Source organism: Methylobacter sp., assembly GCF_036845245.1.
Classification (GTDB): Bacteria; Pseudomonadota; Gammaproteobacteria; order Methylococcales; family Methylomonadaceae; genus Methylobacter_A.
In genome coordinates this window covers 197,031-213,805 of the sequence record NZ_DAIUEH010000001.1, presented here as the reverse complement: position 1 = coordinate 213,805, position 16,775 = coordinate 197,031, and the positions used below count along the sequence as shown (strand labels likewise).

The following is a 16,775-nucleotide window of genomic DNA, read 5'->3' as shown; positions in this document are numbered from 1 at the left end:
CGCGGATTAACAGTAAACGGGGTTAAACAGCCGAGTGTTCCCCACAGCCGTGGGGATGAACCGCCTCTCTCGAATTCGATAGAGTTTGGAGTGGTGTGTTCCCCACAGCCGTGGGGATGAACCGCTCCTACGGATTAGTACAGGCATCAACCAGGGGTGTTCCCCACAGCCGTGGGGATGAACCGTTTTTCCAAAGAAAGCGGGTTACCCGTTCCATGTGTTCCCCACAGCCGTGGGGATGAACCGTCCACGACCTAAAGCCGCAAGCCAGATCACTAGTGTTCCCCACAGCCGTGGGGATGAACCGAATATTTGCAGATGATATTTCAATTTCAAGCCGTGTTCCCCACAGCCGTGGGGATGAACCGCCTCTCTCGAATTCGATAGAGTTTGGAGTGGTGTGTTCCCCACAGCCGTGGGGATGAACCGTTTTGGGATAAGGGCAAGCAGTTAGAGTTAGCGTGTTCCCCACAGCCGTGGGGATGAACCGTATCGGGCTGTATTTTACTGGTGGGACGACGAGTGTTCCCCACAGCCGTGGGGATGAACCGCTTATGACGATGCGGCGAAGTGCGCAATAAAGGTGTTCCCCACAGCCGTGGGGATGAACCGCTCAATTACTTTGGGAGGGCCTGCATTAACACGTGTTCCCCACAGCCGTGGGGATGAACCGGCACTTGGTGGGGCCAAATGGATACGCACAAAGTGTTCCCCACAGCCGTGGGGATGAACCGCGAGCGATCATGTACCAGTCTCCTGATGATGTGTGTTCCCCACAGCCGTGGGGATGAACCGGCACTTGGTGGGGCCAAATGGATACGCACAAAGTGTTCCCCACAGCCGTGGGGATGAACCGCAATAGTCGAGGATGATGATTTAGGCGTAATTGTGTTCCCCACAGCCGTGGGGATGAACCGCTTGAGGCGAGTTTACCGAGTCTTTCTTGATGGTGTTCCCCACAGCCGTGGGGATGAACCGCTTCTTAATGTCGTTTATTTCTAGCCATTTCAGTGTTCCCCACAGCCGTGGGGATGAACCGGGAATGTTTTTCTTTTGATGTTTCAAATTTCCGTGTTCCCCACAGCCGTGGGGATGAACCGCCGAATTATGCAGAAACGAAACAGCGGATGATGTGTTCCCCACAGCCGTGGGGATGAACCACCCTGAAATGCGTCGGCGGTTCGCCCGGTTGCGTGTTCCCCACAGCCGTGGGGATGAACCGTTAGGGTGCGCGTCCTTGCGCTGAGAAATGTTGTGTTCCCCACAGCCGTGGGGATGAACCGTAGGTGCCGACGAGCAAGCCTGTAAAACTTATGTGTTCCCCACAGCCGTGGGGATGAACCGCCTCTTAATTTTGCCTCGCTAATTCCGAGTCCGTGTTCCCCACAGCCGTGGGGATGAACCGTGCGCCGAGAAAAAATTGATGTTGACGATAAGGTGTTCCCCACAGCCGTGGGGATGAACCGGTATACGCTGCTTGTTACGCCGCGTGGCAAAAGTGTTCCCCACAGCCGTGGGGATGAACCGCATATCGTCATGCGCTGGAACAGGGAACGCGAGTGTTCCCCACAGCCGTGGGGATGAACCGCAACTGAGCTTTTAAACCAGCAATTGCAGCGCGTGTTCCCCACAGCCGTGGGGATGAACCGACCAAGGCAGTTATGTATTTAGTTGCCAATTTGTGTTCCCCACAGCCGTGGGGATGAACCGTTGTGATTGCTCCAGTTTCAAAACAAACAACCGTGTTCCCCACAGCCGTGGGGATGAACCGTGCATAGGTTCTTTCTTTATCATCCCTATTAAGTGTTCCCCACAGCCGTGGGGATGAACCGAGCTTATCATAATCGGGCAATTCGCACCTAAAGTGTTCCCCACAGCCGTGGGGATGAACCGGCCTTTCAGCACTTTGTCGCCACACTTATTCCGTGTTCCCCACAGCCGTGGGGATGAACCGCTTATTTCTTGCAGCTCGACGGTGACAGCCTCGTGTTCCCCACAGCCGTGGGGATGAACCGGAAATTAACTAATGAATAAACCAATACAACACGTGTTCCCCACAGCCGTGGGGATGAACCGCGACAAGCAGGCGCATAACGCTGAACTAAGGCGTGTTCCCCACAGCCGTGGGGATGAACCGATGATGTCAATCCGCCAAAAGTGCGAAGATGCGTGTTCCCCACAGCCGTGGGGATGAACCGGCTAAACTAACTTCTTCCGGTCCTGATTTTTCGTGTTCCCCACAGCCGTGGGGATGAACCGCCATTGAAAAATTCGTGGTTGATTGGCCGGGCGTGTTCCCCACAGCCGTGGGGATGAACCGGTTGTTGCACCAGAGCAGCACGGATAATCGGTGTGTTCCCCACAGCCGTGGGGATGAACCGGACAACGCGCGCGTCGCGGGTCAGACCAACATGTGTTCCCCACAGCCGTGGGGATGAACCAGGTGTTCCTGACGAAGCGTTTGCCGGGGATTTGTGTTCCCCACAGCCGTGGGGATGAACCGGCCCAGCGTGGCAATAACTCCGCGCAATCCACGTGTTCCCCACAGCCGTGGGGATGAACCGCATAGCTACGGCAAGGTGCACAGTGGATTTGAGTGTTCCCCACAGCCGTGGGGATGAACCGCCTATTTTTTGCAGCTCAACGGTGATAGCTTAGTGTTCCCCACAGCCGTGGGGATGAACCGCCGGTTAGCGTCCAGAACACGCCCTTGCATAGGTGTTCCCCACAGCCGTGGGGATGAACCGCAGCTCAGCGAAGCAAGCGCAACAATACGCCAGTGTTCCCCACAGCCGTGGGGATGAACCGATTCCGCTCAGTCGATCAAAGACACTCTAGATGTGTTCCCCACAGCCGTGGGGATGAACCGCCTTATATCGTAATACAGGCATCTGATATTGGGTGTTCCCCACAGCCGTGGGGATGAACCGCCAAGGGCGATGAGCGCGACATAATTACCGGTGTGTTCCCCACAGCCGTGGGGATGAACCGGCCCAGCATAGTACTCCCCATGCTTTTAAATACGTGTTCCCCACAGCCGTGGGGATGAACCGTACCGAGGCGGAGCCTGTAGAGTCTCAGCACTGTGTTCCCCACAGCCGTGGGGATGAACCGGTACGCGCACTGATTTGCGAACCAATTGGAAGGTGTTCCCCACAGCCGTGGGGATGAACCGGGTTCGCAATGAGATTACTGCCAATATTAATAGTGTTCCCCACAGCCGTGGGGATGAACCGCACTGTTGCCAATGCGTTTAAGAAATATCCATGTGTTCCCCACAGCCGTGGGGATGAACCGCGGCTGCTCAACACCTGAGCTGGACGACGGCTGTGTTCCCCACAGCCGTGGGGATGAACCGCTGATTCATTGCCTCCTGAGCGGACAAGGTCGGTGTTCCCCACAGCCGTGGGGATGAACCGGTCATCGATAGCACAGTGCCGTCGGCATCGTTGTGTTCCCCACAGCCGTGGGGATGAACCGTCAGATCCGCCACTGACGACTACACCGAGCTGGTGTTCCCCACAGCCGTGGGGATGAACCGGCGACAGAGCAACCTATCGACACGCACAGTGCGTGTTCCCCACAGCCGTGGGGATGAACCGTTTGACAACGACCCAGCCGTAAGGATGCTCCAGTGTTCCCCACAGCCGTGGGGATGAACCGCCGATATTGCCTTCTTTGGGCGTTCCAAGCACAGTGTTCCCCACAGCCGTGGGGATGAACCGGATTACTACTTAACAGAGTTTTCAATAAAACTGTGTTCCCCACAGCCGTGGGGATGAACCGCAAGAGTCCGCCCATCTTTCGATCAGTCCAGTGTGTTCCCCACACCCGTGGGGATGAACCGTACAAATGGCAGGTAGATTAGAGGTAAGTACAGTGTTCCCCATAGCCGTGGGGATGAACCGTTGGATCGATTAGGGCGGAGTTTGCACCACCTGTGTTCCCCACACCTGTGGGGATAAACCGCCGCCATCAATGGCATTAAGATTTTTTCAACAAGCTTCCTACACGCGTTATTCGGTCGTATTAGCAATGATTTTATGAATCCGTTTAATGCTAATTGCGATAATTATCAAAATAAACGGAATGGAGATACCTTCAATGATTTCCGGGTTAACTTTCCAGCCGATAACATGCAGCGCTTCGGCTATTTTGCCGATAAGGCTGGCCGCATAATAGGTAATGGCGACCATCGAGATGCCTTCGACCATTTGTTGCATACGCAATTGCATTTTTGCGCGTAAGTCCATTGACGTGAGCAAGCCCTGGTTTTGCCGCTCAATAATAATGTCAACACGCGTGCGTAGTAATTGGCTGGCGTTACTGACGCGCTCGGAAAGCAGGGTAAAACGATGAGAGATTGAGTCGCAGGTATTAATCGCCGGTTCCAGCCGTCGTTTAATAAATTCACCCAAAGTTTGAATGCCCTGGATTCGAACTTCGCGTAAATCGTTTACCCGTTGTTCGACCAATTGATAATAGGCGCTGGCGGCCGCAAAGCGAAAGTGGTTGCTGGAGATGTAATTTTCGACTTCAGCGGCCAGTGTGGTTAGCTCATCCAATAATTCGCCGTCATTATGGCCCGGCAGCGTCATTGCGTTGGTGATGCTATACAGTTGCCGGTCGGACTTATTGAGCGCCGGATACAGTTTGCGCGCGATCGGAAACGCCAGCAACGCCAAGATCCGGTACACTTCAATCTCAAACAGCCGTTGCAATAGGCGTCCGGCCTGTTCCTTTCTTAAACCATGGTTAATGATTAAAAAACGGCTGAAACCATCAACATGAATGCGAAAATCGGTAAAGACCGAGGCGGCGCCGCCGGTTACTTTGGAGCCGATGACTGCGTTGTTGGCAAAGTAAGTCGAGAGCGCGGCCAGGTCGGCATTCTCGTCATAATTAATATCGGCAGCGGAGACGATGGTGGCGTGGGCCGCAACTATGAGCTGGCCGGTTAATTGCGCCATCCAATCCACCGGCACTTTTTTCAGCACGGAATCTGCAAAAGGATCTTTCGGCGTATCCTGTACATAAAAGCTGTAGGTACTGAATTCGCCGTGTTGTTCCCAACGTATCTGAAAGGAATTAAAGGTGGCGCTAAAGTGATCCGCGTCTTTTTCAGGCGGGGCGACACCGAATCTTTCGCAAAGCGTTGCCAAGTGTTTGCGCTCCTGCAATTTTTCATCGGTCGTCAGCAATAACGCAAGATGGCTGGCTCTAACAGGCAAATTGAGAACAAACGGAGCCCGGGCGTGGACTTCGTTGTGAAGTACAAATCGTTGCGAGTGGTTTTCGGGGATGGGAAATAAAGTTGTCACAGGTATTTTTTTGCTAATGATGAGTTGAGCCAATTTAACCTAAAAAGCGCTGTTGCGCTTGGCTATTATCGGCGCTTTGATGGTCTCGCTTATTTTCATTCTTTCTAAAGAAACTCGATTACCTTGAAAATAAGCGATGGCGCGAAATTATTTACAGACCGGTATTATCTGGCATTACCTTCTTCTGCCGCTTTCCGGTACCAATAAGCCGCTTTGGCATCATCCTGCGCTACGCCTTGACCGATTTTATATTTAAGAGCCAAATTGTATTGCGCATTTGCATTGCCTTGTTCCGCCGCTTTTTGATACCAGGAAACGGCTTGAGCGTAGTTTTGGGTTACATGTTGACCTTGGTCATACATGACGCCTAGATTGAACTGGGCTTTTGCGTGACCTTGACCGGCCAATTGTTGGTAAATTGAAAAAGCTTCTGCATGGCGGCCTTGATCGTTCAAGTCATATGCGCGTTGAAACGTAGCTTCGCTATGGGTGTTTGACGGAGGCGGTTCCTGCTGTTGTTGCTGTTGCGTCTGTTCGCGTTGCGTCTCTTGCTTTTGGTCGGGTCGTTGCTCGGGCGCTTTGTCCGTTTCGTTGAAATGTGCCTTTTCACTATGCTGCCTGGCTTTAGCTTCTTGTTCCCGAATCCATGCATTATGTCCGGCGCGCTTAACCGGGTCTATTAATACGGCATAGGAAGCATTCACCAGCTTTATGACTCTTTCCGCTTCTTCGGTGCTACCCTGGAATTTGTCTGGGTGAAAAGTTTGGCAAAGGGCTTTATAGGCCGCTCTGATGACACTGGCGGGGGCGTCTCTTGTAACCTTTAGGTTATCGTAATGGGTACGTATGTTAGCCATAGAACTTAAGTTTTTGTTGTTTTACGTGAACGAAAATCGTGGCAATTATAACCGGTTCTGTCGAATTAACCGCAAAAACGCATGCTTTAGATGGATAAAGATGACAGTGTTAAACCGCCCGGATTGATTCACTCAGCGCATGAAATCAGCATCTGGTCTATCTGTAATGTGCATATTGAATCACTGCCATTAAGTTAAGCACAATGATTCGGTAGGAGCGGGCCATGCCCGCGAAACTTGAACGACAATTACTGAGTTGCGCTCTCTCATCGCGGGCATGGCCCGCTCCTACAACGCTTAACTTAATGGCAGTGGCATGTTGAATAGGTTCTGGGAAATAGAGACGGCGTATTTTTATTTGAAATTCTTTGCTTACGCTTTGCTATTTAAATCGATTATTGTCTGGGAGACTCTTAACCGGTTTTCCTGTTTAGAGCATCCAATAGTCAAATCGGGTCGGTACATTTCATGGTGATTGCTACCGGATGACTTGATTTTTTGGGATATGAAAGCATTAAGTAGTTGAAAAGAACCTTATTAGCAGGCTTATTTGAACCTTTAACCGCTTGCATATTTGCTTTAGATTGTTCTTGTTGAGTCGTTAGGATTGATATTGTTCATGTTATTTTGCATATTAATTTATGGCACGGAAATAGCTTGGTTCTGTAAATGTTATAAAGTTAATTGAATTCTAATTGGGAAATAATATGAACAATCGCATCATAGAAATATTCCCGATACACGGCTGTTTAGCCGGTTCCAAAAGCCATTTTTCTTGTTGAATACGGCTATTTTAAAGAAGCGATTAAGGAACAAATAATACCGGGATTGCCTTGTTGCCGCTTGCCGTTGCAAGCGCGGAGGCAAACCGGAACAGGCCGGCTGAACCGGCTTTCCGGCGTTATTTTGCCGGATTAAATTTTTAAAGAATCCCGTCAATGCGGGATGGAGACTTTTATGAAACAGATCACGTTCGCATGTTTAATCATTGTCCTGGCCGGATCACTGACCAGCAACGCTGTCTGGGCGAGAGGAGGCCATGGTGGCGGATTCGGAGGCGGACATCATGGCGGCGGCGGTTGGGGCTATGGTCATGGAGGCTACTATAGCGGCATTGGTTTAGGGTTGGGCCTAGGCTACGGTTTAGGCTATTACGGCGCGCCTTACTACTCCCCTTATTATGGCTATCCGCCCGCGGTAGTTACCGTACCGGCGGCACCGCCGGTCTACATTCAGCAAACCCCGCCGGTTATCCAGCAAAATCCGCCCGGTTACTGGTATTACTGCAATGACCCTGAAGGTTATTACCCCTATATCAAGGAATGTTTCAATAGGTGGCAGCAAGTTGAGCCTATACCGTCCGCACCTCGTTAAGGAGTTCAAGTATGTCGCGTTTTTTCATAGTATTTTTGAGCTCAGTTATGCTGGTGGTAACCGGTTGCGTCAGCTTGCCCAGCGGACCCGATGTGATGGTGCTGCCGGGTACCGGCCTGTCTTTCGAACAATTTCGTAACGACGATGCTGTCTGCCAGCAATTCGCTAGCTACCGGATTGGCGGCACTACAGCCAACCAAGCGGGGGTGAATAGCGGCGTTACCAGCGCCGCAGTGGGCACGGCGCTGGGTGCGGCAGCCGGAGCAGCAATCGGGGGAGGGAGTGGCGCGGCCATCGGCGCCGGCAGCGGTTTGGTGGGAGGCAGTCTCGTTGGTGCCGGTGCCGCGAATAGCTCGATGTATGAGACACAACAACGCTACGATACGGCTTATATTCAATGTATGTATGCCAAGGGCCATCAGGTTCCTGTATCGGGTCAATTCTCGGGTGCAACATCCCATCAAGTTGCGCCGTCCTCCCATATACCTCCACCACCGCCCGGTTCGTCACCGCCTCCGCATATTCCGCCGCCACCGCCCGGACAGCCGCCGGCGCCACCGCCACAATAACAGCGCCATGAACAAAATTTACCGAACTCAGGCGGGTTTTCTGGCGCTTATCTTCTATGCGCTTGTTCTGACCGGTTGTTCTTTTGGCCCGTCTTTGCCGACGCCGGAAGAGCAGGCTGAAAAGGTCGAACGGTTTATGACTGAAGGCGGTTACTCCGTTTCACGTGATTATCCGATCGATTCGGTCCATGAAACGTGGCGGCATGACGGTCAAGCCGTTGAAGTTTCAATGCTTGCACCGAAGGCTCCCGGTGTTTATCCGTTGATTATTTATCTGCCGGGCTTGGGCGAATCTGCCGAGGGTGGGCGGCTTTGGCGTAAAACTTGGGCCAAGGCCGGTTACGCGGTTTTCAGCATACAACCGGCCGAGATCAGTTCGGCGCTTAAAGAACTAACGCCGATGCCGGGAAAACCGGGTGATGACAAGCCCTCAGAGGACGAGGATGACTCGGATGACAGCGATAAATCCAGGCCGTCGAAGGCGGTCAGAAACAGCGAGCTGCACTATGTAGGGCATGAGTATTTCTCGCCGGCATCGCTGAAAAAACGTATCAACCACGTACTCTGGGCTTATGCACAGCTCAAACTGCGGGTTAAAGCCGGTCAGGCCCTGTTTAAATCGGCCGATGTGTCGAGAGTGATCATTGCCGGTTACGATATCGGGGCACAAACAACAGAGGAAATAATCGGCGAGAAATTTGGCGCCGATTTTCCGCAAGCTCAAGACTTCAGTCCGATTGCCGCTATGTTATTCAGCCCGTCTGTGGATATGGCGCTCGGGAACTTAACCAACCGCTACAAAAATATTGCTATCCCGTTGTTGGTCGTCACCGGCAGCGAGGACGACGATCCTTACGGGATCAGTTCGCCCTATGTGCGCACCGCAATTTGGGAGTATGCGCCGCCCGGCAATAAGTATTTGCTGGTATTGAATAAAGGCGGGCATCAATTATTGGCGGGATCTAATTTGGCGCATCGGCAAAAGTCCGATCCGGCTCAGGAATCCGAAGAAAAAACCGGACCAAGCGAGCCCATGCAGCGCTTTGGCATGGGCAATGCCGTGCGCGGCGGGGGCAGGAGAGGAGGAGGCGGTGGCGGTGGCGGTTCGTCCGCAGGGCCTTTCGGCGGCATGGGCAGGCCGTCGCACGGCGGTCGACAAAATGGCGAACAGGATGCCAGGCATATCGCGGCGGTATTCAGCGTATCGACCGCATTTTTGGACACTGTCTGTAAGTCAGACAAGTTTGCCCAATCGTGGATATCCGGAAAAGCCGGTCTATGGCTGAATAAGTCGGCAAGCCTGAAAATCAAGTAGACGGCTGAAAATCAAAGTTTAGGATTTTTTCATAACGGACTTGCTTACTATAATGAAGCGATTATTTCATATAAGTTGGATGCTTTTATTGGCAATCATTCTGTCGCTTTTTGTCTGGTTAAGGCCGGTTTCGGTTAATGCGCTAAATTACCTGATTTGGAAATGCACAACGACTACGCAGACCGAAACCGGTAATATTGTTTACCAAGGCGCTCATATCCATTATGTCTCATACGGCCATGGTGATCCCGTATTGTTATTGCATGGCGGGCTAAGCAATAAACTCAGTTGGTTTTCCCAGATACCCTGGCTGGTTGCTTCCGGGCGTCGAGTCGTGCTGATTGATACCCGCGGTCACGGCGATTCGACAGCCGGTAATTCCAAGCTCAGCTACTCAATTTTTGCAGAAGACACGCTGCTGGTGCTCGACCGGCTGGGTATCCGGCGCACCGACATCGTCGGTTGGAGCGACGGCGGGATTATTGCGTTATTGCTGGGGCTCGAAGCGCCGCAACGCGTGGGGCGAATCGTTGCAATCAGCGCTAATTTCGAACCTTCCGGAGTGATTCCTGAGACCGACCGGCCCCATGATGAAGCTCGTAACAGCTTACTGAACAAAATGATCGATTGGCTGCGTAGCTTATGGTCCGGAGCAGGAGAAAGACATGCCGTTCTGGAAGCGGAGATCAAGGAATTATGGCGAACAGCGCCGCAACTCGATCATGCTGATTTGCAGGTCATTACAGCGCCAACAATGGTGATTACAGGAGAAAACGACATTATCGATTTACGCCATTCCAGTGAATTGGCTCAAATGTTGGCAAACGGAAAGATTGAAATTGTGCCGGATGCGGGACATGCCGCACCTATTACTCATGCCGGGCAGATCAATCAATTAATCGCATCGTTCCTCAATATCGAACCGGCCATGTAACATACCGGTTCCTTGAAAATAGTTCAGCCCATGAAAATAAAAAAAACTCTGCTTGCGTGCCTGTTGCTGACTTTAACCGTGCTTGGCATTATTTGGGCAAAACATGCCCATCCGCCAATTCTGCAAGAGTCGATACACAGTGAAAACTTTGGCGATATAGCTGTTGCCCAGCCGCTATGGGGCTCTCAGGGCTTGGCGCTGGTGTTTGCCGATACGCAGAAATTTCCGGCAACCGCTTTGGGCCAGCGTCTGGCTGCAACCGGAATGACTGCGGCAGTTGTTGATCCGGGGCGGTTTTTTCAAGGCTTTAATGCCGAAAGCGGACAATGTCTTGATGATCAGCGTGTCGCTACATCTATCGACGCCCTGCTAAAAGAGTTGCCGGTCTCTTCGGTAAATCATCTGCTTGTTGCCGGTATCGCCGAAGGTGCCCTGATACCGTTTATTAACGCCCAATCCCCATCTAAAACTGAGGTCACCAATCTTTCTATTGGCTTTTCGGTCGCGCTGCCTAATGAGCTGGTCTTGTGTCCTCCGTTGCTCAGCCACTATCAGAATCAAAAACACAGTCTGGTCTCGTCTCCCAGCCTGGAAGGCAACTGGCGTTCGGTTTGGACTGATCAGCCTCCTGACGAGACTGCGGTTTTTATTAAAGCTTTGGGAAATGTCGATACCTGGATTGCGGCTTACGATACGCCGCTTGATGCGTTACTGATTGATGAAGTGAATACAGCTCTTGGCAAAAGCCATCAATTTTCTCCACCGATGCCGGTAGTCGAGGTACCTGTTACCAAGCCCGGAGATAACGTTACGATTTTTTATTCCGGCGACGGCGGCTGGCGCGACCTGGATAGAACCGTAGCCGGGGAAATGGCTGCCATAAATTATCCGGTGGTCGGCGTGGATGTGTTACGTTATTTCTGGGAGCGCAAAACCCCGGAGCAAGCGGCAGCCGATCTGGCGACAACCATGGCGTATTACCGGAAAAATTGGGCGGTAAAGTCATTTGTGTTGGCCGGTTATTCGTTCGGCGCCGATATATTGCCTGCTATTTACAATCGCCTGCCGCAGCAAGATAAGGACAGCATTAGGCTTTTGGTGTTGATAGCATTGGCGAATAGCGCTGATTTTGAAATTCATGTTTCAGGCTGGCTAGGACAAATTTCGAGTGGACGTTCCCTGGCTCCGGAACTGGCGCAGATACCCAGAAACAAGATTTTATGTATCTACGGCAAGGAAGAGAAAGCCGAAACAGCCTGCACCAAGCTGCTAAATAGCGAGGCCAATATTCTGGAATTGCCCGGCGGCCATCATTTCGACCAGGATTATCCGAAACTGACCAAGCAAATACTCGATGTATACCGGCAGCACGGCATTGGCGATGTTCGATAAAGGATCTGTTCTAGATATTTGAGTCTGTTATTCACCACGAAGGCACGAAGAGCACGAAGAAAGACATAAACTTCGTGTCCTTCGTGTCTTCGTGGTGAATAAAATGCTTAATAAAGAATGTACTTTTGCGGAAATGGCCTAACTGAGTTAAGTCTTTTTCTATCACACTTTAAATAACAAGCGCATGACCAAAGAAACATTAAGCCGATTGACTCAAAAAATCGCTCATTTATTACCGTTGGCTTTGTTTGCCTGTGCGCTTTACATCGTTCATAACGAAATCAAAGTCCACGACTTGAACGACATCCTGTCATCGTTACAAACCATGCCGATGCGGATTATGTTCGCCGCTTTTGCGTTAACCGTGATCAATTACCTGATCTTGGCGGGTTATGACTGGCTGGCATTACGTTTCACCGGGTATACCCAAATTCCTCTATCGAAAATGATTCCGGCAGCCTTATTAGGTTATGCGATCAGCAATAACACCGGTCATGCCTGGGCTGCCGGAGGTTCTATTCGTTACCGGTTTTACTCGAAATGGGGCGTGCCGGGCTGGGACATTATAAAAATTTCCTTGTTCCAAACGATCACTTATCTATTAGGCGCGCTGAGTTTGGGTTGGGTCGGCAGCTTGTTATTGCCGCACTATTTATCAAACACTGTGCAGGAGCCGCAAGCCATTCATTGGGTCAGCCTGATTTGTGCGCTTGCTTTGCTGGTCTATTGGGCCGCCGTTTTATTATGGCGCAAGCCGTTGCTGATTAAAGGTTTCGAATTAGTTTTGCCATCGCCGCGTATCGCCGTTTGGCAAACGCTGGTGTCCGGTATCGACATCGTACTGTCGTCATTGGTGTTGTGGGTACTATTGCTCGGCAAGGTCGATATTGATTTTGGCGCATTCGTCGTGGTGTTTGTGGTGGCGCAGGTCGTCGGCGTTATCAGCCAGGTACCGGGCGGTATCGGGGTGTTTGAAAGCGCATTTTTATGGCTGATGTCGGATATTGAGGTAACGGATCAGCATTTGGTTTTGATTGGCGCTTTGCTGCTGTACCGGGTCATTTATTATTTCCTGCCGTTATTGCTGGCCGGAGCCGGGCTGTTGAGCTATGAAATATACAGTCGCCGGGCGTTGTTAGCCGAAAGCAGTAGTGCTGTGAGCCGGATTTTATCCGCTGTCGTGCCGCAACTGTATTCGCTGTTATTGCTGTTTGCCGGTGGCATTTTGCTGGTTTCCGGCTCCATTCCCGCTAACTCCGAAGCTTTGGATTGGCTACGCGACCTGGTGCCTCTGCCTATCGTTGAATTATCGCATCTGGCGGGCAGCCTGATCGGTTTGCTGCTGTTGTTTTTGGCGCGGGGAATCCGTCTCAAGATCGATGCGGCTTGGTATAGCAGCCTGTTTTTGCTGGGATTGGGCATTATTACTTCATTGCTCAAGGGATTCGACTGGCGCGAAGCCTTGGTATTATTGATGATACTGACGCTGATGTTGCCCACTCGCAGCCACTTTCAACGCCGGTCGTCGTTACTGCGCATGTCTGTTTCCAGATCCTGGTGGGCAACGATTGCGATGGTGCTGGTGGGTTCGATCTGGCTGGGTTTTTTCGCTTATCGGGACGTCGAATACGTACACGAATTGTGGTGGCAGTTTTCCTATGAAGGCAATGCATCGAGATTTTTACGGACATTATTGCTGATCGGTGTCGTTATATTGTTCTATGGATTATCGCGATTATGGAGTGTCGCTCCACCGCAATTTTTGGAAAAACCCACAGCAAACGAACTTGGCGAGGCGCAACGCTTGGTGCTTCAATGCTCTGATACCCAGGGTTATTTGGCGTTGTTGGGTGATAAATACCTGCTGTGGAACACTGAGCGCAACGCCTTTATCATGTTTGCGATAACGCCCCATTTCTGGGTTGCAATGGGTGATCCCGTCGGTGATCAAGCGGCGGTTGAAAATCTGCTTTGGCAATTTCAGGAACAGGCTGACCGCTATGGTGCAAAAGCCGTGTTTTACCAGGTTGGCGCGGAATTGTTGCCGTATTATCTCGATCAGGGCTTGTCGTTATTTAAACTCGGCGAAGAAGCCCGAGTGGATTTATTAAATTTCAGTTTACAAGGCAAGCTGCGCGAGACGCAGCGAACTGCCCGCAACAAGTTCGGAAAACTGGATTATCGCTTTGAAATATTGTCGGGACCATCGGTTGATGCGGTGTTGCCGATCTTGCGACGGATTTCCGAGGCTTGGCTATCGAATAAAAACACACGGGAAAAAGGATTCTCGCTGGGTTTTTTCGATGAAGATTATTTGCGCCGTACCGATGTGGCTGTGATAAAAGACGATTCGGGACAAATCAGGGCTTTTGCCAATCTCTGGCAGACCGCTGACCGGCAGGAGCTTTCCCTCGACTTGATGCGTTACGATCCGGACAGTCCGAAAGGTATCATGGATTTCTTGTTTACCGAGCTGATGATGTGGGGCAAGGCGGAGAATTACCGATGGTTTTCGTTAGGCATGGCGCCTTTGGCCGGACTGGAACGGCGTCCTTTGGCGCCGCTGTGGCATAAAGTCGGCACGGCCATTTTCGATATGGGCGATCAATTTTATAATTTTGAAGGACTTTACGAATACAAGGCCAAATTTGCGCCACAATGGCAACCGCGCTATCTGGCTGCACCGGCGGGTTTATCGGTGCCTTTTATCCTGATGGTCATCACCCGTTTGATTTCCGGAAGCTGGCAAGGCGTTTTCAGCAAATAGCGATAATGGGGAATTACAGCAGGAATGCAAAGGGGTAGCTTGACTGAGGTACAGGCGGCCACTATAGTCCCAAACATAGCATTGGTTTTCCTGTTTTTCGATTCCGGTCAACAACAAAGGAGTAACGCATGTCTTTAGTCAGTTTCGTTATTATCATCGTCGCGCTTTTAATTGCGATGTCACTCCGGGTCGTGAAAGAGTACGACCGCGGTGTTATTTTCTTTCTCGGTAAAGTCACCGGCGTGCGCGGCCCCGGCCTGATCATTTTGATACCGTTCATTGAGCTGATGACCAAAGTCACTCTTCGCACGATTACCATGAATATCCCTTCTCAGAAGATCATCACCAAGGACAACGTGTCGATCGATATCGCGGCCGTCGCCTATTACAAGATCGTTGATCCCCAAAAGTCGGTCGTCGCGATCGAGGACATCACCAGTGCCGTGAACCAAATCAGTCAAACCACGGTACGCAACGTTGTCGGCCAGTTCTCGCTGGACCAGTTGCTTTCCCGGACCAGCGACATTAACCTGCAAATCAAGAATGTGATCGATACCCATACCGAGCCTTGGGGCGCAGAAGTGACGGCTGTCGAGATTAAGGACATCACGCTTCCCGAAAATATGCAGCGTGCGATGGCGAAAGAGGCGGAGGCCGAGCGCGAGCGGCGCGCCAAGATAGTCGCTGCTGAAGGCGAGTTTCAGGCGGCGGTGAAACTCGGCGAGGCCGCGGATATTATTGCACTGCACCCGGTCGCATTACAGCTTCGCACACTCCAGACCATGGCCGAGATTGCGACAGAGAAAAACTCAACGATTATCTTCCCGGCGCAGTTCATGACCACCGTGCAGGAGGCAATTTCGACGATCAAACAAGACTCAAGCCATAAGTCATTGCCGTAACTGAAAATCCTCAAAACAGCCGGCTGTTTGCGCTCGTTCCGAGCGCTGCGGTCGGCGAAAAGCCCCGTCCTGTCTATCCCGCTAAGATATGGATGCCCGACATGAATCCTCCACTTTATTGCTGATGCAATACTATCGATTGTTTTGCTCAAGTTTATCTTTGGAATGAGCTGCATTGCTTCAGAAAATTGCATTGCTGTTTGGTTGAAATAAACCTTTTCTACGGTTTTTTTCAACCTTTATTCATTTTATTAGTTTATTTCGACTCGCTCCTATTAGGGAATCAGGATTGATTCTTATCAGTTTATTCGATATGCACCAGTATGTGGCATGGAAATGGCTTAAAGCTATGGAGTATTCAATATTCTGCATGCTTACAGAATCCCTGGAATAAACATTTAACTGACCTTTTGAGGAATCGCGATGATATTAGATATTCTACTAATGAGTGTTTTTGGTGTAGCTGTTTTCTATGCTCATCTTTTCATCAAAGAAATAATGACTGAAGAATCAAATTCATAATTATGCAACGCCCGGCATTACGAGAAGCATTCGAAAGGCTACGAAAAACAGCGGAGCGAGGACATCCCGACTCGGCCGATCTTGGGTTGATCTACCTTCGCGGTGAAGGCGGGACAATGTCATTCGGTCTTACATTAATGATCAGGAAATAAAATGCGTCAATTAGTAACTACAGCGTTGGGCACTCTCTTGTTATCGGCGATAGCTGTAACAGTGAATGCTCAGCAATCAACAAAAGCCGGTGTTCCTGAAAAAGTGAAAGCGGATATCCTGAAAAGACATCCCACAGCTCAGGATTTGCAAGCCAGCCATGAGGTTCATTTCGGCCAGGATTTATTAGAAGTAGCATTTAAAGAAGAGGGTAAAGAGCCCAAGCTCGAACTGTTTAAAACCAATGGCAATTTGTTTACCGATGAATTGCTGTTAGAAGATTTGAATGAAGCGCCACCAGCAGTTAAAGAAGTTTTAGAAAAAAGCTTTCCCGGATATGAGCTTAAAAAAGCAGAGTTGATTGCCAATCCTAATGGAGCAGGTGAAGAGTACGAAATGTATTTAGTTGTCGGGGACGTTAATTGGAAAGTTTCGATTAATGAAAAAGGCAATATTGAAGGAAAAGACAGTTATTAATGACAGCATGAAATGTCAGTGCAATTGCATTTATTTTTTAAAACCAAGTGCGCATCACCTATGAATTTTAGGAATCTAAGTCTGCTGAAAAAAGCCATTTAATATTTCAGGTTATTTTTGAAATTCACTAAAAGTTGGCGCAATAACTGCTTATAAATCAAAGACAAGTGTTATTTTGCCGCTATGTGCTATCTA

General features: G+C 50.5%; 10 protein-coding genes and 1 CRISPR repeat array (1 of these 11 only partly in view). Of the genes, 8 read left to right on the top strand and 2 right to left on the bottom strand.

The genetic code is table 11. The annotated features are described in order from the left end of the window. Window positions 1-3,969: direct repeats of the CRISPR family, unit length 29 nt; unit sequence GTGTTCCCCACAGCCGTGGGGATGAACCG; it reaches 758 nt to the left of the window's first position. 47 nt (window positions 3,970-4,016) lie between these two features. Next, the gene (locus V7051_RS00850; RefSeq protein ID WP_333872986.1) at window positions 4,017-5,321 is read right to left on the bottom strand and encodes a DUF3422 family protein; all 1,305 of its coding nucleotides are present in this window, start codon (window positions 5,319-5,321) and stop codon (window positions 4,017-4,019) included. 164 nt (window positions 5,322-5,485) lie between these two features. After that, on the bottom strand, window positions 5,486-6,178 hold the full coding sequence (locus V7051_RS00845) for a J domain-containing protein (RefSeq protein ID WP_333872985.1): 693 nt from the start codon (window positions 6,176-6,178) through the stop codon (window positions 5,486-5,488). A 957-nt stretch (window positions 6,179-7,135) separates the two neighbouring features. Between V7051_RS00845 and V7051_RS00840 the strand changes: the two genes are divergently transcribed. The 8 genes from V7051_RS00840 to V7051_RS00805 all read left to right on the top strand — a co-directional run bounded on the left by V7051_RS00840 (window position 7,136) and on the right by V7051_RS00805 (window position 16,580). Next, a complete protein-coding gene (locus V7051_RS00840; protein WP_333872984.1) occupies window positions 7,136-7,552 on the top strand; it encodes a hypothetical protein in 417 nt (138 codons plus the stop codon). Window positions 7,553-7,563: 11 nt separating this feature from the next. Continuing rightward, a complete protein-coding gene (locus tag V7051_RS00835; protein ID WP_333872983.1) occupies window positions 7,564-8,121 on the top strand; it encodes a glycine zipper family protein in 558 nt (185 codons plus the stop codon). 7 nt (window positions 8,122-8,128) lie between these two features. Next, entirely contained in the window at window positions 8,129-9,436 is a 1,308-nt protein-coding gene (locus V7051_RS00830) for a hypothetical protein (RefSeq protein WP_333872982.1), read from the top strand. A 79-nt stretch (window positions 9,437-9,515) separates the two neighbouring features. Further along, entirely contained in the window at window positions 9,516-10,370 is an 855-nt protein-coding gene (locus V7051_RS00825; RefSeq protein WP_333873014.1) for an alpha/beta fold hydrolase, read from the top strand. Window positions 10,371-10,400: 30 nt separating this feature from the next. Continuing rightward, on the top strand, window positions 10,401-11,762 hold the full coding sequence (locus tag V7051_RS00820; RefSeq protein ID WP_333872981.1) for a virulence factor family protein: 1,362 nt from the start codon (window positions 10,401-10,403) through the stop codon (window positions 11,760-11,762). Between the two features lie 184 nt (window positions 11,763-11,946). After that, the gene (gene mprF, locus V7051_RS00815; protein WP_333872980.1) at window positions 11,947-14,529 is read left to right on the top strand and encodes a bifunctional lysylphosphatidylglycerol flippase/synthetase MprF; all 2,583 of its coding nucleotides are present in this window, start codon (window positions 11,947-11,949) and stop codon (window positions 14,527-14,529) included. Window positions 14,530-14,657: 128 nt separating this feature from the next. Then, window positions 14,658-15,431 (top strand): SPFH domain-containing protein, encoded by a 774-nt coding sequence (locus tag V7051_RS00810; RefSeq protein ID WP_333872979.1) that lies wholly within the window; start codon window positions 14,658-14,660, stop codon window positions 15,429-15,431. 675 nt (window positions 15,432-16,106) lie between these two features. Continuing rightward, window positions 16,107-16,580 carry a hypothetical protein gene (locus V7051_RS00805; RefSeq protein ID WP_333872978.1) on the top strand — a complete coding sequence of 158 codons (474 nt, stop codon included), beginning with the start codon at window positions 16,107-16,109 and terminating at the stop codon, window positions 16,578-16,580. The last annotated feature ends 195 nt before the right edge of the window (window positions 16,581-16,775 follow it).